This is a genomic window from Rathayibacter sp. VKM Ac-2926 (assembly GCF_022815565.1).
GTDB lineage: Bacteria > Actinomycetota > Actinomycetes > Actinomycetales > Microbacteriaceae > Rathayibacter > Rathayibacter festucae.
This window is the reverse complement of record NZ_JALGRS010000006.1, coordinates 277,273-301,051: the sequence shown is the minus strand read 5'-3', so window position 1 is coordinate 301,051 and position 23,779 is coordinate 277,273. Positions and strand designations below refer to the sequence as shown.

Genomic DNA, 23,779 nt, shown 5'->3' with positions numbered 1-23,779 from the left:
CCGGCGGACGAAAGCGACGAGGCCATGAAAACGCGAGTCATCTTCTACCTCATCGGCGGCGTCCTGCTCCTCGGCGCCGGCATCAGCTCGCTCGGCGACGGGGTCTCCGTGCCGGACATCATCACCGTCCTCTGCGGCGTGCTGATCCTCGCCCTCGCCGGCTGGCAGTACCGCCGCTCGCACGGCCCCGACGAGCGCACGCCCGGCGACGACGTCGAGCGCCCCCACCGCTAGCCCGCGCTCCGCCGGCCGGCGGGCACGACCCGCTCCCGCTCCGCCGCCGGCTCCGGGGCAGCAATCCGACCACGCGTGACCCCGGCCGCGCGGCCCCGAGCGCGCACTACCCGCGCGCCAGCAGCAGCCGGTACGGCGCCGCCCGCTCCACGCGCCAGCCCTCGGGCGCCAGCACGCGCAGCTCCGGCGCCGTGTAGCTCCGCCGCACCGACAGCGACCCGTCGTAGTGCAGGAACGACCCCGCCGCGATCGGCCGGGTCGCCGCCGCGTACGCGGTGTACGCCAGCCGCGAGCGCTCGATGTCGTTGTGCAGCGCGCGCGGAGCGAGCCGCTCGCTGTCCTCGAGCAGCGCGCGGAGAGACTCCGGCGGCAGGTGGTGCAGCAGGTGGTTCGACGTCACGATGTCGTACTGCGCACCCTCGGCCACCAGCTCGGCGCTGCTCGCCCGCCGGAACTCGAGCCCGGCCGGCGCCGGCGTCGATGTCGCGAAGGCGAACGCCCGCTCGTCCGGATCGATCGCGGTGATCGCGAGCCGCAGCCCGTCCGCGTGTGCCCAGTCGGCGAGCGAGCGCGCGATGTCGCCGCCGCCCGAGCCGATGTCGAGCAGCCGCAGGGGCTCCTCGCTCCGGAACAGCGGGCGCAGCCGGGTCCGGTAGAGCCGCCGCCAGCCGGAGACGAGACGGTTCACCGTGCCGAACCGCGCGTAGGTCGCGTCGAGCAGCGCGCGGTCGCAGGACGGGTCGTCCATCAGCTCCTGCGCGTCCGTCTCCCGGTGCCGGAGGTCGGGGACGAGCGGCGCGTGGGCGCTCACGCCCCGCCGCGCTTGGTCAGCAGCGCCATCTCGACGGTCAGCCCGGGTCCGAACGCCATCGCGCCGATCCGCTCGCCGTCGGCCGCCTCGCCGTGCAGCAGCCGGCGGAGGATGAACAGCACGGTCGCGCTCGACATGTTCCCGACCGTCCGCAGCACCTCGCGCGAGGGCCGCATCTGCTCGTCCGAGAGGCCGATCGCCGACTGCACGCGGTCGAGGATGCTCCGGCCGCCCGGGTGCACGGCCCAGCGCTGCACGTCCGCGGCGCCGACCCCGCCGAGGCCGAGCATCGGCTCGAGCGCGGCGGTGATGTTCGTGCCGATGATGGACGGCACGTAGGTGCTCAGCCGCATGGTGAAGCCGTGGTCGCCGATCGTCCAGGCCATCTCGTCCTCGCCCTCGGGGGTGAGGGTCGTGTCGAGCTCGTCGATGTCGAGCACCGCGGTACCCGGCTCGGGTGCGCGGGCCGTGACGACGGCGGCGGCGGCCCCGTCGGCGAAGACGGAGGTGGCGACGATCTGCTCCGCGTCGCTCGAGCTGGTCAGGTGGATGCTGCAGAGCTCCGCCGCGACGACCAGCACGACGGCCGACGGGTGGGCCTCGCAGAACGCGCGCGCGGCGCGGAGCCCGGGGAAGGCGCCGTAGCAGCCCATGAAGCCGAGGTGGAAGCGCTGCGTCGAGACCCGCAGCCCGAGCGCGCGGACCAGCTGGTAGTCGGGACCGGGCGCGTAGAAGCCGGTGCAGGAGACGGTGACCACGTGCGTGACCTCGTCCGGCGCGAAGCCGGCCGCCTCGAGCGCGCGCCGGGCCGCCTGCGCGAACAGCTCCGGAGCGCGGGCCGTGTAGACGGCGTTGCGCGCGGCCGTGCCCGGATCGAGCAGGAGGCCGGAGCGGGCGTCGTAGAAGGTGCTCTCGCCGTGGCGCTCCTCGCCGTCCAGCTCGTCGACGACCGTGTGCCGGGTGTCGATCCCCGAGGCGTTGAAGGCCGCGCCGATCAGCCGCGAGCCGAGGCGGGTGACGGCGGGCTGCGCGGCGAAGAGGTCGCGGAGCTCCGGCTGGTGCAGGACCGTGGGCGGGACGGCCGTCTCGATGCTGCGGATGTGGACGCTCACCCGCGGGAACCTACCGCACGTTCCTGCGGGTGAGCGGCGCTCCGGAGGCTCCGCGTGGCGGTGCTCAGAGGATCGGCTTCCCGCCGGTGACGGCGATCGTCGAGCCGCTCATGTAGCTGGCGTCGTCCGAGGCGAGCAGCACGTAGGCGTGCGCGACCTCGGCGGGCTGGCCGGGGCGGCCGAGCGGGACCTGCTCGCCGAACGAGGCGACGGCCTCCGGCGGCATGGTCGCCGGGATCAGCGGGGTCCAGATCGGGCCGGGGGCGACCGCGTTCGCGCGGATCCCCTTCTCGCCGAGGGCCTGCGCGAGCGAGGCGGTCATGCTGAGCATCGCGGCCTTCGTCGCCGCGTAGGGCAGCAGCTGGTACGACGGCTGGTCGGACTGCACCGAGCTCGTCGCGATGATCGAGGCGCCGCTCTTCAGGTGCGGCAGCGCGGACTTGACCAGGTGGAAGTAGGCGCTGATGTTGGTCGCGATGGTGCGGTCCCACTCCTCGTCGGGGATGTCGGTGACCTCCTCGCGGCTCATCTGGAACGCCGCGTTGCTGACGAGCACCTCGAGGTGGCCGAGCTTCTCGACGGTCTCGGCGACGACGGAGCGGCAGTGCGCCGGGTCCTGCAGGTCGCCGGGGAGGAGCAGCGCCTCGCGGCCGGCCTCGCGCACCCACTTCGCGGTGTCCTCGGCGTCCTCGTGCTCGTTCAGGTACGAGATCGCGACGTCGGCGCCCTCGCGGGCGAACGCGATCGCGACGGCCTTGCCGATGCCGCTGTCGGCGCCGGTGACCAGGGCGACCTTGCCGCGCAGGCGGTCGGAGCCGCGGTAGCTGGTCTCGCCGTGGTCGGCCTTCGGCGTCAGCTCGGCCTCGGTACCGGGCGGGGTCTGCTCAGGGGATTCCGGAGTCATGATGCTCCCTCTCGTCGTGGGTCGGTCTCCCCATGCAAGCCGCTCCCGCCGCGCGGCGGAACGGGGTTGACGCCCGTTCGGCCGCGCCGAGCGTGGTCGTGCGCGAACATGCTGGTCGAGTAGCCCCGAAGCGCCCCCATGCTGGTCGAGTAGCCCCGAAGCGCACCCATGCTGGTCGAGTAGCCCGAAGGGGCGTATCGAGACCGACCGTGATCAGAAGTCGGACTCTGCAGACCCCGCATGCTGACCACGGTGGATCTCGATACGCCCGCTCCGCGGGCTACTCGATCAGCAGGAGGCGACGACCCCACCGGCACCCGAGCCGCCCGTCGATCCGCGCCGTCAAGCCCGAGACACCGGGAGCCGCCGGGGAGTTGACTGAGCCGACGCTCCGCACCGGGGCGCACGAGGAGGCCGACATGAGCACGCCCACCGATCGGGGCCCCGGCTCCGACAGCACCGGTCCCGACCGCAGCGACCGCTTCCGCAGCGAGCCGAGCGGCGCCGACCACGACGCGACCGCCCGCTTCGACACGACGAGCACCGCCTCGAGCAGCACGGGCGCCACCGCGACCACCGCCCCCGACGACCAGCCCGCCGCGCACCGCGCCCCCGTCGATCCCGACTCCGCCGAGGCCGCGAAGGCCCGCACCGCCGCCCGCAAGGACATCCACCAGCGCGAGAAGGATCGCTTCGGCGGCCTCAAGGTCGGCTGCGCCTTCTTCGGCTGGCTCGCCGCGACCGGCCTCGCGGTCATCCTCACCGCCCTGGTCACCGCGATCGGCGCGGCCGTCGTCGGCACGCAGGACGTCACGGCGGACCTGGCCGCGGACCCCGCCGCCTTCGGCTGGGTCGGCGCGATCGCGCTGCTCGTGATCCTCCTCGTCGCCTACTACTCCGGCGGCTACGTCGCCGGCCGGATGGCCCGCTTCAGCGGCGCCAAGCAGGGCGTCGCGGTCTGGGCCTGGGCCGTCGTCGTGGCGATCGTCGTCGGCATCGTCTCCGCGCTCACCGGAGGCAGCCAGATCCTCTCCGCCGTCAGCGGCTTCCCGCAGATCCCGCTCGACGCGGGCGACGCCACCGTCACCGCGATCGTGACCGTCCTCGCCGCCCTGGTCGTCTCCCTGGTCGGCGCCGTCCTCGGCGGCCTCGCCGGCATGCGCTTCCACCGCCGCGTCGACCGCGAGGGCCTCTCGGGCCTGGCCGTCTGACCCCCCTCCCGCGAGATGCCACTTATGAGCCCCCGCCTCGGCGTGTCGCCCTCGTAAGTGGCATCTCGCGGACTGCGGCCGCACGGGCACCCTCCCCGCGAGATGCCGCTTGGGTACGCCTCACTCGGCGTGTCGCGTACCGAACCGGCATCTCGCGGACTGTGGCCGCACTCTCACCCCGGCCCTCCCCGCGAGATGCCACTTATGAGCCCCTGCCTCGGCGTGTCGCCCTCATAAGTGGCATCTCGCGGACTGCGGCCGCACGCGCACCGCGGGAGGAGGCCCTCGCCTACGCTCGTGCGGGTGGAGAACGCGCGTGCCGGCAGGCTGAGCAGTGAGCTGGCGGAGTGGGCGGCGCCCGCGGCGCTCGCCGGGCTCCGGGACGAGTACCTCGCCTTCCTCGCGGAGCACGGCGACGCGGCACTCGAGCGCGGCGGCGGCCCCGAGCACGTCACCGCGAGCTGCTTCGTGCTCTCGCCCGGCCTCGACCGGGTCCTGCTCTGCTACCACCGCAAGGGCCGGTTCTGGGTGCAGCTCGGCGGGCACGTCGAGGCGGCCGACGCCTCCGTCCCCGTCGCCGCGGAGCGCGAGGCCCGCGAGGAGAGCGGCCTGGCAGCCCTCACCCTGCTCGGCGACGTCCCGCTCGACCTCGACCGGCACGGCCTCGGCGGCGGCTTCGGCCGCTGCAGCACCCACTGGGACATCGGCTACGGCGCGATCGCCGACCCCGAGGAGCCCTTCGCCGTCAGCGACGAGAGCGACGCCCTGGCCTGGTGGCCGGTCGACGCCCTGCCCGAGGACGTCCCGCCCGGCTTCCCGGAGCGCCTCGCCGGCGCGCTGGCGGCGGCCCGCAAGCACTGAGGATCCGGAGCCGCGACGAACCCCCGCCATGCGGCACGATGAACGCATGCCCGACCCCGCGCGCCCCGTCGTCGTCCTCGCCGGAGCGAGCGGCTTCCTCGGCACCGACCTCGCCCGCCGCTTCGAGGCCGACGGCTGGACCGTCCGCCGGATCGGCCGCTCCGGCCCCGACGCCCGCTGGGGCGACACCACCGCGATCACGCGGGCCCTCGACGGCGCCCGCCTCCTCGTCAACCTGGCCGGCAAGAGCGTCGACTGCCGCTACACCCCGGCCAACCGCGCCGAGATCCTGCGCTCCCGGATCGACACCACGCAGGAGCTGCACCGCGCCGTCGCGGCCGCCGCGACCCCGCCTCCCGTCTGGATGAACGCGAGCACGGCCACCATCTACCGCCACGAGGAGGAGCGCGCCAACACCGAGCAGGACGGCGTGCTCGGCGAGGGCTTCTCCGTCGACGTCGCACGCGCCTGGGAGAAGGCGTTCTTCGCCGGCGAGACCCCCGGCGTCCGCCGCCTCGCCCTGCGGATGACGATCGTGCTCGGCGACGGCCCGGCCACCGGCATCCTGCTGAAGCACGCCCGCCTCGGCCTCGGCGGCCCGCAGTTCGACGGCCGCTGGCCCGCCACCCGCGCCCGGCGCGCGGCCGGCGTGCACCACGAGTACCGCCCCACCCACGGACGCCAGCACTTCAGCTGGATCCACGTCGAGGACGTGTACCGCTCGGTCCTTTTCTTGGAGGAGCAGCCCCTCGACGGCCCCGTGAACGTCGCCGCGCCGAACCCCAGCGACAACACCGAGCTCTCCCGCCTGCTGCGCGCCGCGGTCGGCCGGCGGATCGGCCTGCCCGCCCCGCGCTTCGTCCTCGAGCCGGCGACCTTCGCCCTGCGCACCGAGTCCGAGCTGCTGCACAAGAGCCGCTGGGTCGTCCCCGGCCGCCTCGAGGAGGCCGGCTTCGCCTTCGCCCACCCCGACCTCGGCGAGGCCCTCCGCGACATCGTCGCGACCGCGCGCTGACCCCGGGCCGGGATCGCCCGCCCTCCCGACACCGCCCTCCCGACACCGGCGCCCCGACACCGACGCCGGCGCCCCGTCCCCGCGGCGCCCCTCCCCGAACCCCCGGGTACTCATCGCGCGCGCTCGGATGCTAACGTCACCATGCCTGCAACGGCGTGGATCACCGTGTCGCGGTACGAGGCGGCCCTGCGCTCCGTGAACGGTCACGGACCACCGCGGCACCGCCGACTCCGCCGGGCACCGCCGACGAAGGAAGCAGCACACCGTGGGATCCAGCGACAGCACGGCCCGGCATACCGCGGCCGGCAGCGTCGAGGTCCGTGCCCGGCGCCTCGACGGGACGTCCGTCGGATTCCGCGCCGTGCTGGTCGCGACCGGCGACGGCCGCCTCGTCGTCGCGGACAGCACTCCCGTCCCGACGGGCTGGCGGTTCACCGGCGCCGCGGACGAGCTGCTCGAGGTCCGCCTGCCCGCCCGCCCCGAGCTGCGCGACGTGAGCGTCGTCTACACGACGACCCTCGACACCCTCGACCACGTCGTCGTCCCGGACACGGGCCGCTGGCACATGAACAGCAGCCACCCCGTCTCCGCGTGGCGCTTCAGCGGCGACCTGCAGGTCCGCGCGAACTCGCTGAAGACGCCGGTCTACGTCTTCGAGCGGCTCGGCGGCGGCGCCAGCGGCGTGGGCGTGATCGCCGCGCCCGCGGAGATGGACATCACCCTGCACGAGCCCGCCTCGAACCGGGCGCTGAACGTGCACTTCCGCCGGCTCCGGGTGGAGTTCACGCTGCTCCACCTCGCCGACACCGCGGAGGCCGGTGACGACGGCGAGGCCGTGCACCGGTTCTGGATCGCCGTCCTCCCCGCGTCGCAGCACGCCGACTGGCGCTCGGTGCTGCGGCGGTTCTCCGCCTGCGAGCGGCTGGCCCTGGACGTGCGCTGCTCCACCCGCCCCGAGGCGCTCGAGCCCCACTGGTGCACCGGGGTCGACTGGAGCTCCGAGCACGTCACGCAGGAGCTCGTCCTGCGGAACGCCCGCCTCGCCGCGGAGCTGGGGATCCCGAACATCGTCATCGACGACGGCTGGTTCGGCCGCGGACGGGACTCGAGCGACGACGTGCCGATGGACATCGGCGACTGGACCCCCGATCCGGTCAAGTACCCGGACCTGCCGTGGCTGATCGAGTCGATCCACGCGCTCGGCAGCCGGGTGATCATCTGGTGCGCCCCGCACGCCGTCGGTCCCGCCTCCGCGGCCTTCGGGCGGGTCGGCGACCTCCTCGTCCAGGACGCGCACGGCGCCCCGATCCTGAACCCGGCGATGTTCTCCTCGCTGTGCTTCCGCAGCGAGCGCGCCCGGCGGGTCATGGTCGACGTCGTGCGGGACCTCTTCCGGCGCCACCCCTTCGACGGCGTGACGTACGACCTCTTCGACGGGCTGCCGTCCGAGGAGTGCGAGTCCCCCGTGCACGCGCACGACCTCGGCTCGACGATCGTCGGACTGCACCGCGTCCTCGCCGAGTGCGCGGCGATCACCGAGGCGCAGCCGCGGCCGGTCGTCGTCGAGATGAAGCAGGACCACGCCACCGCCGCCATCGCCGGGCTCGGCTCGGTCGTGCGCGGCGGCGACTCCCCGTACGCGTCGCGGACCAACCTGGTGCGGATGGACTACCTCCAGGCCCGGGGGATGCCGGGGCTGAACGACTACCAGACCTTCCCCCGCTCGGCGTCGCCCGCCGAGGTGTGCGTCATCGCACTGCGGATGGTCGCCGGGGGAGTCCCCGCCTGGGGACGCGACCTCACCGCGCTCGATCCGGGCCAGCGCGTCTGCCTCCTCCGCGTGCACCGCTGGTACCGCGCGCTCCTGCACCACGGCGCCGGCGCCCACCGCGAGAGCGACCGGGACGGCGTGCTCCTGCTCCGCACGGACGTCGGCGTCGTCCTGATCTGCACCGAGCCGGGCCGCGTCGTCACCGTGCCGGCCGACTGCTGCCAGATCGTGAACGCGACCCTCTCGACCGAGCTGGTCCTGCGCTCGGAGCAGAAGCGGACCGTCCTCGGCACGCGCTCGATCCTCGCCGAGGTCTGCGTCCCCAGGCTGCGCTCCCTCCCGAGCGGCGTCCACCGCCTGGAGCTCGGCACCGGGAGCGTGCTCACTCTCGCCGTCGAGCTCCGGCCGCACCCCACCGACACCGACGGAGACGCCCGACGACCGACCGGACGGACCCCGCCGCGATGACGACCGCGCGCGAGAGCGTCCGGCGGATCCTGCGGGCGAACCCGGACTACCGCCGCGTCTTCCTCGCCCAGATCGTCAGCCAGGGCGGCGACTGGTTCACGATGATCCCGCTGATCGTCCTGCTCCAGCGCCTCACCGGCGACGGCGCCCTCGGCGCGCTGCTGCTCGCGGCCGAGACCGCGGTCATCGCCGTGCTCCCGCTCTGGGCCGGCGGGCTCGTCGACCGCACGTCGCGCCGCACGGTGCTGGTCGCCGCGCAGGCGGGGTCGGCGCTCGCCGTGCTGCCGCTGTTCCTGCTGCAGTCGGCGGCGACCGCGTGGCTCGCGGTGCTCACCTTCGCGCTGCTCGCGGCGGGCAAGGCGTTCTTCACCCCGGCGGTGAACGCGATCGTCCCGCAGATCGTGCCGCGGGAGAGCCTGCTCGTCGCGAGCACCGGGCTGAACTCGGTCTGGGGAGTGATGCTCGCGCTCGGCGCCTCCCTGGGCGGCATCGCCTCCGCCCTCGTCTCGCCGTACTTCTGCTTCGCGATCACCGCCGGCGCCTACGGGTTCTCCGCGCTGCTGCTGCTCGGCCTGCCCGCGGCGCGCGGCACCGAGCGCGGGGCGGGGCGAGGGGCCGGTCGCGAGGCCGGCCGCCGCGGAGGCCTCGCCCGGTTCGCCCGCGACGTCCGCGAGGTCGCCGCCTTCTGCCGCTCCGACCGGCGGATCCCGGCCCTCCTGCTGGCGAAGCCCGGCAGCCACCTCGGCAACGGCGCCATCGCGCTCTTCCCGGCGCTCTCTCTGACGATGGCGGCGGACCCCGCCGTCGCCGCGAGTCTCCTCTTCGCCGCGCGCGGCGTCGGCGCCGTGATCGGGCCCCGCGTCGCGCGGTTCGCGGCGGAGCGCTCGCCCGACCTGCGCGGCGGGATCGTCGCCGCCGTGCTCCTCTTCGGCCTCGGCTACGCCCTGGTGTCGATCAGCACCTCGGTCGTCCTCGCGATCGCCCTCGTCCTGCTGGCCCACATCGGCGGCAGCATGAACGCGAGTCTCAGCGGCTACGGCCTGCAGTCGATCACCGCGAACGACCTGCGCGGCCGCGTCTTCGCCGTCGACACCATGATCGCCATGCTCGCGATCGCCCTCAGCCAGGCCCTGGTCTCGCTCGGGATCCTGCTCCTCGAGCCGCGCACCGTCATGGCCCTGTGCAGCGCCGTCGTCCTCGGCGGCGCGGTGCTCTGGTGGTCCGCGACCCGCCGCACGCCCCTGCGCACCGCCTGACCCCCCCCGTCCGCCGGATCCGCTCTCCAGAGATCGTCGTCCTCGAGCTCCCGCTACGACGACTCTTGAGGAGTCGCCCGCTCAGCAGGCCCGGAGCCGGCCGACCGCGGCCGAGAGCGTCGGAGTGCCGCCGAGGATCGTCACGTAGTCGAGGTCCTGTCTCGCGATCGCCGTCTTCGTCGCGCCCGGGAGGCAGGCCGTTTCGCTGAGGTACAGCGGCGCTCCCCGCTCCGCCGCCGCGGGCCCCGCGGCCAGAGCGTCGGCGAAGCTCGTCGCCGAGGCGACGAAGGCCTCGTCGACCAGCTCCGACGGCGGATAGAGGGCGTTGAGGAGGCGACTGGTGTCGTGCCGGTCCGTCCCCGCCACCCGGTGGACGGACTCGACGAGGGTCGACGCGCGCAGGGCCGACTCGATGCCGGAGCTGATCGACGGGGTTCCGCCGAGCAGCTGGCCCGACTCCGCCGAGAGCCGGCGGATCGCGTTCCGCGTCGCGTTGTCCAGATCGCTCCGGGCACCGTCGACGAGGAGGACGGGCTCGAGCCGACGCCCGGCGATCGGCGCGGCCGAGAGGGCGTCGGGGAAGTCCGTGCCGGTGGCGAGGAAGACCGTCGAGTAGTCGGAGCCGCGGAACGCGTCGGCGACGATCCGCCGCGACGTCTCGTAGCGGTCCCGGCCCGCGATCCGCACGACCGGAGCGTCGGTCAGGTCGTCCAGGCTCCGCAGGACGGCGTCGCTGACCGAGAGGGCGCTGCCGACCACCACGATCCGGCTCGGCCGCAGGTCCTCGACCTGGCGGGCGACGGTCTCGGGGAGCACCAGCGGGTCGGTCAGGAGGAGGCTGCCACGCTGGAGCGACGCGGCGGGCCCGGCGGACAGGGCGTCGGGCCAGTTCGCCCCGCTCGCGATGTACATCGGCGAGTTCTGGGACACGTATCCGGCGCGTGAGACCAGTGTCGCGGTCTCGTAGCGGTCCGATCCCGCCACGCGCTCGACGTCCGAGCCGTAGGCGGTCGGGGTGAAGTCGATGCCGGTGAGGCCTTCTGGTTCGAGGGATTGGTAGACGTACTTGTCGAGGCGCGCCGTCTCCTGGAAGTACTCGTCGTCGTAGTCGGGGACGTCCGCCTCGGTGAGCCGGAAGACGTAGACGCCGGTGGGCAGGCGGTCCGCGCCGCTGAACGAGTAGCGGTCCTCCGCGCCCGGCGTGCCGCTGGTGGCCAGGGAGGCGAGCTTGACGAGATCCCCCGCGTTGCTGGAGTACCAGGCCTCGACGATGAAGTCCGTCGTCGTGACTCCGGGGGCGGCGGCGGGCGTCACCGTTCCGGTGACGGTTCCTGCGGCGGCCAGCTGGATGTCGACGGAGTCGTTCGATCCGGTGAACCGCTGGGCCTCCCGCTCGAACGGACTGCCGTAGACGCCGCCGAAGGGGTTGTAGGCGTACCAGGTCGGGTACCAGGCGTCGTCGTCGATCACCTCGGCGCGCACGGCGTAGCTCCCACCCGCGGGGAGGGTCAGCGAGTAGGTCTCATCCGTGACGATCTCCTCGACCACGGCTCCGGCCTCGTCCACCGCCCGGACCCGGTACGCCTCGCCGGTCGGATCCGGGGTGGCGGCGTCGACGCTGCCGGGGCGGAGGAGACCCGACACCTCGATCGTCCCGGCCGCCGAGGCCTGCGCCGGTGACCCCGCCGCGACGGCTCCCGCGAGCAGCGACAGGACCGCCCCCGCGGTGGCGAGGAGGCGGACGCGGGACCGGGAGCGGGGTGCAGGGGACAACGGCGGCCTTCCGGAGCGACGGAGGCGGCTCGGTCGGGGCGACGGGCTGCCGGGTGCGCCACACGCTAGCGACGACCGCCGACGCGCGCGGCGCAGCGAGACACGTTGTCCCACTCCGGCGACCGGGTCGAGGCGCCGGCGGGAGCCTCCGTGCTAGCGCCCGGCGACGCGCAGCGCGCGGTGGGCCCGCGCGCACGCCTCTGCGAAACGAGGACGAATGGCCGAGATCGGCGTGCGAGGCGTTGTTCTCACGCCACCAAACCCTCGTCGGGCGTCGGCCCGTGACTTCTTCGCGCATCTGCGAGAGCATCTCCGTCATCACATGGGTATGGCCAAGCTGTGTCGTTCACATAACTCGGAGGACTGGATGAAGACATCGAATCGTAAGACGGCATTGCTCGCACTGGCCTCGGCAGCGGCACTGGTCATGGCCATCAGCGCGCCCAGCACCCTGTCCGCACCCGGCTCATCGAGCGGAGGTGCTGTCATCGTCTCGGACGTCACGAACATCGAATCCCGTTCCGAGGGAGTGATCACGCTTGCGGCTGGCAAGCCCGGCTACACCCTTCTCCGAGACAACTTCCGATCGAAAGAGACCTGCGAGTCCTACCGGACCCAGTACGTCGTCCGCTTCGCCTATCACCGGGAGTCCTACTGCTCCGAGCGGGAGTCGAACGATCGGCACTGGCTCTGGGTCCGATACGACTACTCGTGCGTCGACCGTGTCGTTCGGCAGACCGTCTAGCATCCTGGCGGGGGTGGTCATCGCCCTCTGGGCGCTCGCACTGGTGTCCTGCTCACGAGAGCCTGCTGGCGAGGACGGTCATCTGGGCACAGTGGTCGTCGTAGCTCCGGGCTTCTCGGCGGAGGAGTTCGCGTCGCTCTCCGATTCCCTCGCGCGGTCAGGAGTGAGTGCTGCCTTCCTCGATGACGCTTCACTCCTCTCTCTGGAGGTCGACTCCTCGCCGGCAGGTGAGCAGATGGCTCTCGTGGCGTTCGGTCATCGCTCGACTCCCGTCTGGGATTCACTCCCGGAGGTGAGCGATCGGCTCAGGTCGGCGGTCTTCGTGAGTGTTCCGTCCGGGCAGAACGTCGAGGTCCAGCTTCTCCATGGATTGCCCATCCTCGATCTGCATTCCCGACAGGATTCAGTGACCGTCTCTGCGCATCAGCGCGTCCACGATGCACTCTCGATTGCAGGCCTTCCCCATGAGATGGTCGTCTACGACGGAGTGCAAGGAGATTTCTTCGCCGCGAGCGGCCGTGCATTCGACTCTGCGACGTGGGCGGACGCCGCCGCGCGCATCGTCGAATGGGTGATCGTGTCCCTCCGGTCGGACGAGCTGAGAGAGGTGCGTCGATGACGACGAAGGAGCATCGGCTCTCCGTGATCGGCGTGCTCGTCGAGCTGGACGGCGAGTACTGGATCGTCCAGAGGACATCGCACGGGGAGGCGCCGGTACGGACGATTGAGTGGCTCTCGACGGTCCGTCGGCACGGGCTGAGACTCGTCGGTGCTCGCCTTCCCGCAGGAAGCGGTGTGATCGCGGCCCTCGGCTCGCTATCGGGCTCCGACTTCCGGGTCGCAGCCCTGCGGCACCATCGCGTGGAGGACGTCTTCGACCGTTCGCCGTCCCTCCGCTCCTCGAAGAGGTCCTCCGTGCAGAGACCGGATCCTGACGTGCGGTCCGCTGCCCGTGAAGCCGAGATGCTCGAGAGCGGAGAGATCGACAGCCGCAGATATCTCCGGGCCGAGGACGGCCGATGGCGGGTGATCATCTCGGCCGCCGATCCCGAGTCGGTCCGACCACGACTGGAGCGCGTGCATGGCTCCGCGCTGACGCTGATCGCTTCGCCGTGGAGTCGCGCCGACCTCGATCGAGCGCGGGAGGACCTGGGCGCGAGGAGGATCGAGTGGCAGGTCGTGGCGCTCCTGGACGGGACCGACGAGGACGGGCTGTCCGTGATCCGAGCCGCGGTGCGTTCCGTGACTCCGGAGATCTCGACATGGCTGCGCGGATTCTCCCGCGGCATGATCGAGCTTCACCCGTTCCTTCATCCGAACGCGGACACCGGTGCGTTCGCGGACGAGAGCGCCCTTTACAGCCACCGCTTCACGGGCTGAGCTGAGGCCCGGCCGAGCGAGCGAGGGGCGTCAGCGCCCGGCGACGCGCAGCGCGATGTCGCGGCGGTACTGGCCGCCGTCGAGGGTGATCAGGTCGAGGGCGCGGTAGGCCCGCTCACGGGCCTCGGCGAAGTCGGCGCCGCGGGCGACCACGTTGAGCACCCGGCCGCCGGTGGCGACGAAGCGGCCGTCGACCAGCTGGGTCGCGGCGTGCGCGAGGGTGACGCCGGGGACCTCGGCCGCCGCCTCCAGGCCGCCGAGGACGCGCCCGGTGGCGGCGTTCTCGGGGTAGCCCTCGCTGGCGAGCACGACCGTCACGGCGACGTCCTCCGAGAAGGCCGGCCACGGAACGGAGGCGAGCGCGCCGGTCGCCGCCGCGAAGAGCAGCGCCGAGAGCGGGGAGACCAGGCGCGGCAGCACGACCTGGGTCTCCGGGTCGCCGAAGCGCGCGTTGAACTCGATCACGCGGATGCCGGCGTCCGTGACGATGAGGCCGCAGTAGAGGAGTCCGACGAACGGGGTGCGCTCGCGCTCGAGCTGGCGGATGGTCGGGATGGCGACGGTGTCGATGACCTCGTCGACGAAGGCGCGCTCGCTCTCCCAGCGGTCCGCGAGCCAGGGGAGCGGGGAGTAGGCGCCCATGCCGCCGGTGTTCGGGCCCTCGTCGCCGTCGGCGAGGCGCTTGTAGTCCTGGGCGGGCGAGAGCGGGACGACGTCGTGGCCGTCGGAGAGGAGGAAGAGCGAGACCTCCTGGCCGGCCAGGAACTCCTCGATCAGCACGTCGCCCGACTGCAGCCAGAACTCGGCGTGCGCGACGGCGGCGGTGCGCGACTCGGTCACCAGCACGCCCTTGCCGGCGGCGAGGCCGTCGGCTTTCACGACGTAGGGGGCGCCGAACTCGTCGATGACGCGCGTCGCGTCGACGAGGGTCGAGACGCGGGTCGCCCGGCCGGTGGGGACGCGCGCCATGTCCATCACGCGCTTGGCGAAGGTCTTCGAGCCCTCGAGGGCGGCGGCGGCGCGGTCGGGGCCGAAGGTGGGGATGCGGCGGCGGCGCAGGGCGTCGGCGACCCCCGCGACGAGGGGCGCCTCCGGCCCGATGACGACGAGCTCGATGCCCTGCTCGACCGCGAAGTCGCTGACCAGGCGCGGGCTGTTGGTGTCGAAGTGGATGACCTCCACGTCGCGCGCGATCCCCGCGTTGCCGGGGGCGGCGATGATCTCGTGCGCCTCCTCCTCCGCGAGCAGAGCGGTGATGATGGCGTGCTCACGGGCACCCGAGCCGAGGACGAGGATCTTCACCCTGACAGGATAGGCCCGCCCCGGAGCGCCCCCGCCCGCCGCGCGCCCCGTCGCCGCACGCCCCGGCCGGCGCCCGCCCGCTCCTCCGCGAGATGCCACTTGTGCACGCCTTCTGCGGCGTGTCGCGTGCACAAGTGGCATCTCGCGAAAGCAGGCAGACACGGGGGACGCCGGGCGGCACGGCAGACTGGACGCATGGCCAAGGGGAAGATCGACGAGGCGACCGGGCAGGACGCCGTGCGGGCGGCGCTCGCCGGCGGGGCGGACCGGAACACGACCGCGACCGCCGTGCGCTTCCTCCTGCAGATCATCGAGACGAACGTCCCGGGCCGCAGCGTCGAGGTCCGCGTGCCGCCGTTCGGCGCCGCCCAGTGCGTCGAGGGCCCGGGCCACACCCGCGGCACTCCGCCCAACGTGATCGAGATGGACGCCGCCACCTGGCTGCCCCTCGCCACCGGCTCCCTCCCGTGGAGCGAGGGCCTCGCGAGCGGCCGGATCCACGCCTCGGGCGTGCGTGCCGACCTCTCGCAATTCCTCCCGCTGCTCCACGTCCGCCGGCCGTCGGCGAATTAACATCTCGTAAACGCACCGCCGCCGCCCCGATCGACGTTTGACGGACAGGCTCGCGTCGGGTTGTCTGGGAAAGTTCCCCCACTGCGGCAGGAGTTCTCTCCGAATCGCCGCTCGATGCTTGGAGACCTCCCACAGATGCGAAGCACTACCCCCGGCCGTCGCGGCCTGACCAGACTCCTCTCCGTCACCGCCGTCAGCGCGGTGGCCGGAGCGGCCCTCCTCGGAGCGGCCCCGGCGATGGCGGCCGACGAGCGCGTCATCGACGTCTACACGATGAACGACTTCCACGGCCGTCTCGAGGCCACTGCCGGCTCCTCGGTCGCGCAGAGCACCGCGGGTGCCGCCTCCATCGCCTCGGCGTTCTCGACGCTGAAGGCCGAGAATCCCGCCAACTCCATCCTCGTGTCGGCGGGCGACAACGTCGGGGCCTCGACCTTCACCTCGCTGGTTCAGGACGACAACCCCACGATCGACGCGCTGAACGAGATCGGTCTGAGCGCCACCGCGGTCGGCAACCACGAGCTCGACAAGGGCCGCGAGGACCTCGACGAGCGCATCATCCCGCGCTCGGACTACGAGTACATCAGCTCGAACCTGCTCGAGAAGGACACCCACGAGCACGCCTACTCGCCGTCCTACGTCCAGGACTTCGATGGAGTGAAGGTCGGCTTCGTCGGCGCGACCACGGAGGACCTGCCCTACCTGGTCAGCCCGGACGGCATCTCGACGCTCGACGTCGCCTCGATCGTCGACTCGGTCAATGAGGAGACCGCCCGTCTGCACGACGGCGTGGACGAGACCGACGACGCCTCCGTGCCCGTCAAGCAGAAGAACCTCGAAGCCGACGTGGTCGTCGTCGTCATGCACGAGGGGGCCGCATCGCCCACCGTGAGCTTCACCGACCAGGAGTCGGTGTTCGGGAAGATCGTGAACGGCGTCGGCCCGAACGTCGACGCGATCGTCTCGGGCCACACCCACCAGGTCTACGACCAGGACGTCACGATCGGCGACAAGACGCTTCCCGTCCTCCAGACCGGCAGCTACGGGACCTACCTCGGTCACCTCGAGATGACCGTCGACGCTGACACGAAGACTCTCACCTCGATCACGTCCGACCTCGTCGACCTCCTCCAGCCGGTCGAGGTCACGGACGCCAAGGGCGTCGTCTCGACGGTCTACCAGCCGATCTACACCCCCGAGTCCACCCCCGAGGGCACCACGGTCGCCGCGCTGGTCGCTGACGCCGTCGCCGTCGCGGATGTCGAGGGCGCGGTCTCCATCGGCTCGATCACCGGAGACGTGCGCCGCGGAGTGCAGTCGGACGGCACCGAGAACCGCGGAGCGGAGTCGACGATCGGCAACCTCGTCGCCGACGCGCAGCTGTGGGCGACGCAGGAGGACCTCGGAACCCAGATCGCCTTCATGAACCCTGGCGGGATCCGCCAGGACATCACCTACGCCTCCAGTGGTGAGGGAGATGCGGACGGCAACGTCACGTACCGCGAGGCCGCCGTCGTCCAGCCGTTCGCCAACACGCTGGTCACCGAGACGCTGACCGGCGCTCAGATCCGCCAGGTGCTCGAGCAGCAGTGGCAGCCGGGCAAGTCGCGCCCGGAGCTGCACCTCGGCATCTCCGCCGACCTGTCGTACACCTACGACCCGACGGCTGCCGTGGGCTCGCACATCACCGGAGTCTTCTACCAGGGAGCGCCGGTCGGCGACGACGAGACCTTCAAGATCGTGACCAATTCCTTCCTCGGCGCCGGCGGCGACAACTTCACCGCGCTGGGCACCGGGGCGGACAAGGCCGATTCCGGTCGCAGCGATCTGAACGCCTTCACCGAGTACATGGCCGAGTTCTCGCCGGTGACGCCGGACCCCGCCTCGCGCTCGATCGGCATCGTCGACACCAGCGTCGAGGGTGCGGAGACGCTGTCCTACGAGCTGTCCTCGCTCGACGTGAACAACTCGACCGTCCGCGACGACGAGGTGCAGGTGCTGATCGACGGCGTCCAGGTGGCGACCGCTCCGATCGACCACACCGTCGTCGACACCACCGACGAGCAGGGCCGCGCGTCGGTCGGCTTCTCGGTCGCGGAGCTGTCGGCCGGCGACCACGAGCTCGAGTTCGCTCTGCCGGTCACGGGTGTCTCGGTCGTGTCGACGCTCACGGTGACCGAGACCGCAGGCCCCGGCACCACCCCTTCTCCTGAGCCGACCCCGGAGCCCACCGAGACCGTCATCCCGACGACCCCGGCGACGACGGCTCCCGCCATGCCCGGCGCCTCGGGCGGCTCGACCGGTCACCTCGCCGCGACCGGCGTCGACGCGACTCCGGCCTTCGCGGCCGGTATCGCGGCGCTGCTGCTCGGCCTCGGCATGACCGTGGCGCGTCTGCGCCGCCGCACCGCCGCGAAGTAGCACTCGCACGGGAGAGGCCCCGCGGTTCGCGCCGCGGGGCCTCTTCTGCGTTTCCGGGTGAGCGTGACGTGCGGGCGCCCCCTGGAACGCGAGAACGCCGCCTCCCCGGGTGGGGAGACGGCGTCGGAACGCGATGAGGTGCTGTCGCGGAGCGCGGGGCTCAGTGGCGGACGGGGACCTGACGGTATCCGTCGCGGCTGGCGACGAGCACCGTCGACACCGTGCCCCATGCGGCGACGGCACCGAGGACGACGAGGATTGCGATGCTCATGAGTGTTCTGCCTTTCGTTGCTCCGACGTGTCTGCCAGGTTTGGCGATCCATCCGCCGGGATGCTCTGTACAACGTCCACTCTCGGGCTTTCTGTTCCTTAGGACAATCGCACTGTTCTTGGCCTGACGTGTAGCGTTCCTACATGGACGTGCGACGGCTGGAACTGCTCCGGGAGCTCTCGATGCGGCGCTCGATCACCGCGGTGGCGGCGGCGACGCACCGCACTCCTTCGGCGGTGTCGCAGCAGCTCAAGGTGCTCGAGCGCGAGGCGGGAGTGCCGCTGATCGAGCGCTCGGGACGCGGTGTCGTCCTCACCGCGGCCGGCCGCGAGCTGGCCCGCAGCGCCACCGAGATCGCGACCGCTCTCGAACGCGCCGACGCGGTGTGGCAGACCTTCAAGAACAATCCGATCGGCGAGGTGACGATCGCCACCTTCCCGACGGCCGGGCAGATGCTGCTGCCGGATGCGCTGGTCGCTCTGCGCAGCGTCGAGGGGCTCGTCGTGCACTGCGAGGACGCGGATCCCGGGACCGACGAGTTCCTCGATCTCACCGCCGACTTCGACATCGTCCTCGCGCACTCGCCCACCGGCCGCAGCGCCTGGGCCGGGCACGGTCTCGCGATGGCCGAGCTGATGGTGGAGCCGCTCGACATCGCCCTGCCGCTCGGCCACCGGCTCGCCGACCGCGCGACCGTCACCGCGGGCGACCTCGTCGGCGAGACCTGGATCGGCGTGCCCGACGGCTTCCCCTTCGAGCGGATCATGCAGGAGATCGAGACGACCTCGGGCGAGCCGGTCCGCGTCGAGCAGCGCTTCGCCTCGACCCGCGTGACGGAGGCGTTCGTCGCCGCCGGCCTCGGCATCGCCGTCGTCCCGCGCTACACCGCGGGCACGGCCGGCATCGTCGTGAAACCCCTCCGCGGCGTCAACTCCGTGCGCCACATCGTCGCCCTGATGCGCCCCGACCGCGCGGAACGCCTCTCCGTGCGGACCGTCGTCCGCGAGCTCCGCGCCCAGGCGGGCCGCCTCCTCCACTCCATGTGACCGCGCCCTCGGAGTCGCGCCCTCGGAGCCGCGATGAGGCGCCGCTCCATGCTGGTCGAGTAGCCGCGCAGCGGCGTATCGAGACCCACCGTCCTCCGGAGCGGGGGCCTGCAGACCACCGTTCCGATGATGATGGATCTCGATACGCCGACTTAGTCGGCTACTCGATCAGCATGGTGCCGACCCCCGTCACGGCCACGGTGGATCTCGATACGCCGACTGCGTCGGCTACTCGATCAGCATGCTGTGGCGCCCCTGCGCTGGTCGAACAGTCGCGCAGCGCCCTCCTCATGTTGGTCGAGTAGCCGCGCAGCGGCGTATCGAGACCCGCCGCCTCTCGACCGCGCTACCCGATCCGCCGCCGCCTCGCCACTCGGCCCGCGCCCGGCCGGGCACAGGGGACAATGGAGGCATGACCGATCCGCTCGACTCCTCGCCGCGCCCCGACGACGTCGAGATCACCCGCGAGGAGGTCGACGTCCGCCGCTCGCCGCGGGTCTGGCGCATCCTCGCGCTCGGCGCGGGCCTCGGCGCGATCGTCGCCTTCCTGCTCACCTTCGCGCTGCCCGAGACCGAGGGTTTCAGCCAGGCGCAGGTCTTCGGCTTCAGCCTGCTGCTGTTCGTGACGATCTTCGGCGGTCTCGCCGCGCTCGTCGTCGTGATCCTGGACCGGGTCGTCGGCCGCCGCGTCGTCCGCACCACCGCCGAGCGCACGGTCGCCCGCGAGGCGGACGTCGAGCCCGCGGACGAGCCTGACGACGCCCCGGACGAGAACGAGGCGCCCGGCACGGAGCCGGACGCCTCGACGCGCTAGAGACGACGCTCCAAGCGAGCGGTCAGCGGCGCTTGCGGCTGCTGCGGCTCGTCGAGCGCGCAGCGTTCTGCGTGGCGCGCTTGGCCTTCTGCGACTTCTTCAGGCGACCCGCGATGAACGTCAGGAGCAGGGGCAGCAGGCGGTAGATCACGGGGACTCCTCGTCTCGGGCGCACGGAGCGGCGCCCCACGAGCATGGACGATCCGCCGCCGCACGGCACCCCGTTGCGCGCACCCGGGCGCTGTGCCTGCCGGATGCGCGCCCTCCCAGCGTCAGCTCAGCTGCGTGCGCTCCACCCAGTCGAGGTACTCCGGCGTGACGGTGCCGGTGACGTACTCGCCGGTGAAGCAGCTGGTCTCGAGGTCGGTGACGTCCGAGCCCTCCAGGATCGCCGCCTTCATGTCGGCGACCTCCTGGTAGATCAGGTAGTCGGCGCCGATCGCCTCCGAGATCTCGGGGATCCGGCGGTTGTGCGCGACGAGCTCCTGCCGCGACGGCATGTTGATCCCGTAGACGTGCGGGTAGCGCACCGGCGGCGCCGCGGAGGCGAAGGTGACGCTGTTCGCACCGGCCGTGCGGGCCATGTCGACGATCTCCTTCGACGTCGTGCCGCGCACGATCGAGTCGTCGACGATCAGCACGTTCTTGCCCTTGAACTCGCTCGACATCGCGTTGAGCTTCTGCCGCACCGACTTCTTGCGCACCGCCTGCCCGGGCATGATGAACGTCCGGCCGACGTAGCGGTTCTTGTAGAAGCCCTCGCGGTACGGGATGCCCAGCTTCTGCGCGACCTGCATCGCGGCAGGGCGCGAGGAGTCCGGGATCGGCATGACCACGTCGATCGCCCCGCCCGGCGTGTACTCGGCGATGGTGTCGGCGAGCCGGTCGCCGAGGCGCAGCCGGGCCTCGTACACCGAGATCCCGGAGAGGATCGAGTCGGGCCGCGCGAGGTAGACGTACTCGAACGAGCACGGGATGAGGCGCGGGCTCTTCGCGCACTGGCGGCTGGTCATCCGGCCGTCGGGGGTGATGAAGATCGCCTCACCCGGAGCGACGTCCCGGACGATCTCGAAGCCCTGCGCCTCGAGGACGAGCGACTCGGAGGCGACCACCCAGTCGTCGGGCCCGTTGACATTGAACCGGCGGCCGACGATCAGCGGCCGGATGCCGAACGGGTCGCGGAACGCGAGCAGCCCGTGGCCGGCGATCAGCGCGATGGTGGCGTAGGAGCCCTCGACCCGCTCGTGCACGCGGGCGACAGCGTCGAACACCTCGTCCGCGTCGAGGTCGCGGCCCGAGATCGAGGCCTGCAGCTCGTTCGCGAGCACGTTGACCAGCAGCTCGGTGTCGGAGGTGGTGTTGAGGTGGCGGCGATCGACGGTGAAGAGCTCCTCGGTGAGCTCGCGCGTGTTCGTCAGGTTGCCGTTGTGGATGAGGATGATGCCGTACGGCGCGTTCACGTAGAACGGCTGTGCCTCCTCCTCGCGCTCCGCGTTGCCCTTGGTGGCGTAGCGGACGTGCCCGAGGCCCATCGTGCCGAGCAGCGAGCGCATGTCGCGGGTGCGGAACGCCTCGCGGACCTGCCCCGCCGCCTTCTTGATGTGCAGCGTGCTGCCGTCGGCGGTCGCGATGCCGGTCGAGTCCTGGCCGCGGTGCTGCAGGAGGGAGAGGCTGTCGTAGATGGACTGGTTGACCGGCCCGGAGGACACGATCCCAACGATTCCGCACATGCCGGAGGGGCTCCCAAGGGGATAGCAGGGGGGATTGACGGTCCATCCTGGCACGCGGACGACGCATCCCCTAACGGTTCGCTCCCGGCGGATCCGCCCGGGCGGGGGCGCTCGCGGGTGGCGGCGCGGGCGGATCGGCCGGTCGGCGGTCCGGCTCACCGGACGCGCGCTCAGCCGCGGCCAGCTGCTTGACGGCCGGATCGGGCCGGCCGAAGATCTCGGCGATCGCGGCGCTCACCTCGACGGCCGTGAAGCCCGTCGTGAAGTGCAGCTCCGGCCGGCGGTGGTGGAGGACCGTCGCGCGGAGCAGTGGGCGGACGATCCTCGCGGCCGCCGGGGGCAGCGTCGTGCGGAGACGGCGTCCACCGTGATGATCCTGTTGGATCACCACCGGCGTGCTCGGCTCGCTGGGTCCGTCGGTGATCGTCACTTCGACGACGTCGTGGTTCTCGAAATACGCCTGTTCGCTTCGCGTCAGCATCATCAGCGCGAGCAGTGAGCGCTTCCTCTCGCCGGAGAACTGCAGCTCGTCACGTTGCCACGCGGGCAAGCGCGTCGCTTGGAGCACGATGCCGGCCGCGACGTCGAACGTCTTCCACGAGACGACGACGGTCCGGCCGGTCGTGCAGTCAGCCTCAGTCATCGGGTCCTTCTCTGTGTGCGAAGAGTCATCCCGAAGGCTCGCTGGAGTCCGAAGGCGGATCGGCAGAATCGGCCGACGAGTGGTCGCGTCTACCTTCGTTGATCGGGTTCACCCGATCGTCACGCGCGATTGCGAAGGGATGGACGATCTCGTTGATCATGTCCGCACCTCGATTCCATTCTTTCTGTCGAACGACACCCGGCTCCGAATGTGCGATCTCCCGGCGATGCCCTGGGCTCAGCAGTGGGTTCAGCTCAACGCTCGAGCAGGACGGTGGTGAAGCTGTACGACCTCACCGGAGAGTTCTCCCAGGCCTGCCCGATCATGCTCGACATGCGACGAAAGGTCTCGCGTTCTCCCGGGTCGTCCGCCAACAGCTCGCCCGATCCGCGAACGAGAATCAGAAAGGAGAAAGCCTGGTACCACGAGAGGTCTCTCATCTGCTCCGCGAACGAGGGCCAGTTCTCGACCTTCCACGGGAAGGCCAGCGCGCGTCCATAGCAGTCCCACAGCTGCTCGACGGTCCGCATCCCGCTCGCGTGAAGTTCGATCAGTCCGCCGTCGGTCTCCGTCACATCGATCAGGTCTGTCAACTGGGAGTCCTCATCCTCGACCTCGAATAGCCACGGCCTTCCGGTGTAGCGTCTCGACTTCCTCGTCCCACCGGCTGTGAGTTCTCCAGCGATCACCCTATCTGTGGACCCATCACTCGGAGCCACGTGGTTCATCGCTCTAGCGTGTCAAGAATCATGATTCTTTTGTGTCTCGGCAACTCGAACAGGGTCTCCGGCGAGGGCGATTATCTCCGCGATCGATACCACGTGTTTGCCTTCGGTGATGACGAGAAGGCCGCCATCGTGGACTTCGCGGGCGGCAATCTCAGGCGAGAGAAAATCTAGCTTCCAAATACTTGCCTCGGGGGCGGAGTCGCGTTGCAATAGAATGCTGAAATATTCGCTCAACGTGGCTCCTGTCAGCTCGAGTTCGACGGAATAGCACGTTGCGGCGTATACCGGCGAATTCGGTTCCCCGAACCGACGCCCTCGGAGGTCGGGTGCAAGCCACTCGACTCGCGCGAACGCGAATGGGTTGAGAATTTCTTCTATCATGGCCGCACCTTGATTCCATCCATCCCGTCGGTGAGAATTCTTAGCTGCACGGGGTAAGCGCAGTATGCTTGTCCCTATTCCGTCGGGTGAGGACCCTCGTCTTCAAGCTCGTCAATGATGAGATCTGGGTACCTTCGTCTCGACAGTGATGACCTCCCTCCGTTCGTCTCAGCGCGCCATTCATTCGCCGCTTCTCCAGATGTCGTGAAGAACTTTCCTTCCACACTGTTTTTTCCTAGCCTAAGTTCGCCGGTCTCGGCAATGGAGTCCAATTCGACGGCATCTACATTTCGGAGAAGTTAAAGGTTATGGAAGGGGGGGCTTCCGGC

Annotated in this window: 24 protein-coding genes; 13 read left to right on the top strand and 11 right to left on the bottom strand. The window is 71.3% G+C overall.

Annotated features, from left to right (window positions below):
* Positions 1–24: 24 nt before the first annotated feature.
* On the top strand, positions 25–234 hold the full coding sequence (locus MT351_RS10845) for a hypothetical protein (RefSeq protein WP_123706287.1): 210 nt from the start codon (positions 25–27) through the stop codon (positions 232–234).
* 106 nt (positions 235–340) lie between these two features.
* On the opposite strand, the gene MT351_RS10840 is transcribed toward MT351_RS10845, so the two are convergent.
* The 3 genes from MT351_RS10840 to MT351_RS10830 form a co-directional block, all read right to left on the bottom strand.
* Complete coding sequence (locus MT351_RS10840) at positions 341–1,045, bottom strand: methyltransferase domain-containing protein (protein WP_243582171.1); 705 nt, start codon at positions 1,043–1,045, stop codon at positions 341–343.
* Positions 1,042–2,157 (bottom strand): type III polyketide synthase, encoded by a 1,116-nt coding sequence (locus MT351_RS10835; RefSeq protein ID WP_132436550.1) that lies wholly within the window; start codon positions 2,155–2,157, stop codon positions 1,042–1,044. Before MT351_RS10835 ends, MT351_RS10840 begins: the two co-directional genes overlap by 4 nt.
* A gap of 64 nt (positions 2,158–2,221) precedes the next feature.
* The gene (locus tag MT351_RS10830) at positions 2,222–3,061 is read right to left on the bottom strand and encodes an SDR family oxidoreductase (RefSeq protein WP_127887746.1); all 840 of its coding nucleotides are present in this window, start codon (positions 3,059–3,061) and stop codon (positions 2,222–2,224) included.
* 419 nt (positions 3,062–3,480) lie between these two features.
* Here MT351_RS10830 and MT351_RS10825 point away from each other — a divergent pair, with 419 nt between their 5' ends.
* The 5 genes from MT351_RS10825 (at position 3,481) to MT351_RS10805 (ending at position 9,643) form a co-directional block, all read left to right on the top strand.
* Entirely contained in the window at positions 3,481–4,272 is a 792-nt protein-coding gene (locus tag MT351_RS10825) for a hypothetical protein (protein ID WP_123737658.1), read from the top strand.
* Between the two features lie 303 nt (positions 4,273–4,575).
* Entirely contained in the window at positions 4,576–5,133 is a 558-nt protein-coding gene (locus MT351_RS10820) for an NUDIX hydrolase (RefSeq protein WP_165909067.1), read from the top strand.
* A 46-nt stretch (positions 5,134–5,179) separates the two neighbouring features.
* Positions 5,180–6,148 (top strand): epimerase, encoded by a 969-nt coding sequence (locus MT351_RS10815; protein WP_243582170.1) that lies wholly within the window; start codon positions 5,180–5,182, stop codon positions 6,146–6,148.
* Positions 6,149–6,413: 265 nt separating this feature from the next.
* Positions 6,414–8,387: an alpha-galactosidase gene (locus MT351_RS10810; RefSeq protein ID WP_132436553.1), complete on the top strand. Its 1,974-nt coding sequence runs from the start codon at positions 6,414–6,416 to the stop codon at positions 8,385–8,387.
* A complete protein-coding gene (locus tag MT351_RS10805; protein WP_132436555.1) occupies positions 8,384–9,643 on the top strand; it encodes an MFS transporter in 1,260 nt (419 codons plus the stop codon). Before MT351_RS10810 ends, MT351_RS10805 begins: the two co-directional genes overlap by 4 nt.
* Before the next feature lie 81 nt (positions 9,644–9,724).
* Here MT351_RS10805 and MT351_RS10800 read toward each other — a convergent pair whose 3' ends face one another.
* On the bottom strand, positions 9,725–11,416 hold the full coding sequence (locus tag MT351_RS10800; RefSeq protein WP_132436557.1) for a cell wall-binding repeat-containing protein: 1,692 nt from the start codon (positions 11,414–11,416) through the stop codon (positions 9,725–9,727).
* A 217-nt stretch (positions 11,417–11,633) separates the two neighbouring features.
* Between MT351_RS10800 and MT351_RS10795 the strand changes: the two genes are divergently transcribed.
* From MT351_RS10795 to MT351_RS10785, 3 genes are read left to right on the top strand one after another with little or no spacing between them, the layout of a single operon-like run.
* Positions 11,634–12,161 carry a hypothetical protein gene (locus tag MT351_RS10795; protein ID WP_132436559.1) on the top strand — a complete coding sequence of 176 codons (528 nt, stop codon included), beginning with the start codon at positions 11,634–11,636 and terminating at the stop codon, positions 12,159–12,161.
* A gap of 13 nt (positions 12,162–12,174) precedes the next feature.
* Positions 12,175–12,780, top strand: a complete 606-nt coding sequence (locus MT351_RS10790) for a dienelactone hydrolase family protein (RefSeq protein ID WP_132436561.1) — start codon at positions 12,175–12,177, stop codon at positions 12,778–12,780.
* Positions 12,777–13,541: a hypothetical protein gene (locus tag MT351_RS10785; RefSeq protein ID WP_243582169.1), complete on the top strand. Its 765-nt coding sequence runs from the start codon at positions 12,777–12,779 to the stop codon at positions 13,539–13,541. The genes MT351_RS10790 and MT351_RS10785 overlap by 4 nt, the downstream gene beginning before the upstream one ends.
* A 30-nt stretch (positions 13,542–13,571) precedes the next feature.
* Here the strand turns inward: MT351_RS10785 and purD are convergent, their stop codons facing one another.
* On the bottom strand, positions 13,572–14,843 hold the full coding sequence (gene purD / locus MT351_RS10780; protein WP_123732480.1) for a phosphoribosylamine--glycine ligase: 1,272 nt from the start codon (positions 14,841–14,843) through the stop codon (positions 13,572–13,574).
* Positions 14,844–15,038: 195 nt separating this feature from the next.
* On the opposite strand from purD, the gene MT351_RS10775 reads away from it, so the two are divergent.
* The 4 genes from MT351_RS10775 to MT351_RS10760 all read left to right on the top strand — a co-directional run bounded on the left by MT351_RS10775 (position 15,039) and on the right by MT351_RS10760 (position 19,968).
* Positions 15,039–15,416 carry a sterol carrier family protein gene (locus MT351_RS10775; RefSeq protein ID WP_132436565.1) on the top strand — a complete coding sequence of 126 codons (378 nt, stop codon included), beginning with the start codon at positions 15,039–15,041 and terminating at the stop codon, positions 15,414–15,416.
* 135 nt (positions 15,417–15,551) lie between these two features.
* The gene (locus MT351_RS10770) at positions 15,552–17,837 is read left to right on the top strand and encodes a bifunctional UDP-sugar hydrolase/5'-nucleotidase (RefSeq protein ID WP_132436567.1); all 2,286 of its coding nucleotides are present in this window, start codon (positions 15,552–15,554) and stop codon (positions 17,835–17,837) included.
* Between the two features lie 414 nt (positions 17,838–18,251).
* Positions 18,252–19,154: a LysR family transcriptional regulator gene (locus MT351_RS10765; RefSeq protein WP_123448058.1), complete on the top strand. Its 903-nt coding sequence runs from the start codon at positions 18,252–18,254 to the stop codon at positions 19,152–19,154.
* Between the two features lie 412 nt (positions 19,155–19,566).
* The gene (locus MT351_RS10760) at positions 19,567–19,968 is read left to right on the top strand and encodes a hypothetical protein (RefSeq protein ID WP_132436569.1); all 402 of its coding nucleotides are present in this window, start codon (positions 19,567–19,569) and stop codon (positions 19,966–19,968) included.
* Positions 19,969–19,990: 22 nt separating this feature from the next.
* Here the strand turns inward: MT351_RS10760 and MT351_RS20000 are convergent, their stop codons facing one another.
* The 6 genes from MT351_RS20000 to MT351_RS10740 form a co-directional block, all read right to left on the bottom strand.
* The gene (locus MT351_RS20000) at positions 19,991–20,119 is read right to left on the bottom strand and encodes a hypothetical protein (protein WP_260303555.1); all 129 of its coding nucleotides are present in this window, start codon (positions 20,117–20,119) and stop codon (positions 19,991–19,993) included.
* A gap of 121 nt (positions 20,120–20,240) precedes the next feature.
* Positions 20,241–21,698 (bottom strand): amidophosphoribosyltransferase, encoded by a 1,458-nt coding sequence (gene purF, locus MT351_RS10755; protein WP_132436571.1) that lies wholly within the window; start codon positions 21,696–21,698, stop codon positions 20,241–20,243.
* A gap of 70 nt (positions 21,699–21,768) precedes the next feature.
* Positions 21,769–22,266: a hypothetical protein gene (locus MT351_RS10750; protein WP_132436573.1), complete on the bottom strand. Its 498-nt coding sequence runs from the start codon at positions 22,264–22,266 to the stop codon at positions 21,769–21,771.
* 100 nt (positions 22,267–22,366) lie between these two features.
* Positions 22,367–22,501, bottom strand: a complete 135-nt coding sequence (locus tag MT351_RS19995; RefSeq protein WP_279398232.1) for a hypothetical protein — start codon at positions 22,499–22,501, stop codon at positions 22,367–22,369.
* Positions 22,502–22,595: 94 nt separating this feature from the next.
* Positions 22,596–22,934 (bottom strand): barstar family protein, encoded by a 339-nt coding sequence (locus MT351_RS10745; protein ID WP_165909069.1) that lies wholly within the window; start codon positions 22,932–22,934, stop codon positions 22,596–22,598.
* Positions 22,935–23,081: 147 nt separating this feature from the next.
* Positions 23,082–23,303: a hypothetical protein gene (locus tag MT351_RS10740; protein ID WP_132436577.1), complete on the bottom strand. Its 222-nt coding sequence runs from the start codon at positions 23,301–23,303 to the stop codon at positions 23,082–23,084.
* Between the last annotated feature and the right edge of the window lie 476 nt (positions 23,304–23,779).

Excerpts from the sequence above, each read along its gene's own strand:
- MT351_RS10805 (WP_132436555.1), top strand. The coding sequence starts at position 8,384 with ATGACGACCGCGCGCGAGAGCGTCCGGCGGATCCTGCGGGCGAACCCG.
- MT351_RS19995 (WP_279398232.1), bottom strand. The coding sequence starts at position 22,501 with ATGATCAACGAGATCGTCCATCCCTTCGCAATCGCGCGTGACGATCGG.
- MT351_RS10845 (WP_123706287.1), top strand. The coding sequence starts at position 25 with ATGAAAACGCGAGTCATCTTCTACCTCATCGGCGGCGTCCTGCTCCTC.
- purF (WP_132436571.1), bottom strand. The coding sequence starts at position 21,698 with ATGTGCGGAATCGTTGGGATCGTGTCCTCCGGGCCGGTCAACCAGTCC.
- MT351_RS10830 (WP_127887746.1), bottom strand. The coding sequence starts at position 3,061 with ATGACTCCGGAATCCCCTGAGCAGACCCCGCCCGGTACCGAGGCCGAG.
- MT351_RS10785 (WP_243582169.1), top strand. The coding sequence starts at position 12,777 with ATGACGACGAAGGAGCATCGGCTCTCCGTGATCGGCGTGCTCGTCGAG.
- MT351_RS10775 (WP_132436565.1), top strand. The coding sequence starts at position 15,039 with ATGGCCAAGGGGAAGATCGACGAGGCGACCGGGCAGGACGCCGTGCGG.
- MT351_RS10825 (WP_123737658.1), top strand. The coding sequence starts at position 3,481 with ATGAGCACGCCCACCGATCGGGGCCCCGGCTCCGACAGCACCGGTCCC.
- MT351_RS10760 (WP_132436569.1), top strand. The coding sequence starts at position 19,567 with ATGACCGATCCGCTCGACTCCTCGCCGCGCCCCGACGACGTCGAGATC.
- MT351_RS10815 (WP_243582170.1), top strand. The coding sequence starts at position 5,180 with ATGCCCGACCCCGCGCGCCCCGTCGTCGTCCTCGCCGGAGCGAGCGGC.
- MT351_RS10770 (WP_132436567.1), top strand. The coding sequence starts at position 15,552 with ATGCGAAGCACTACCCCCGGCCGTCGCGGCCTGACCAGACTCCTCTCC.
- MT351_RS10795 (WP_132436559.1), top strand. The coding sequence starts at position 11,634 with ATGGCCGAGATCGGCGTGCGAGGCGTTGTTCTCACGCCACCAAACCCT.
- MT351_RS10765 (WP_123448058.1), top strand. The coding sequence starts at position 18,252 with ATGGACGTGCGACGGCTGGAACTGCTCCGGGAGCTCTCGATGCGGCGC.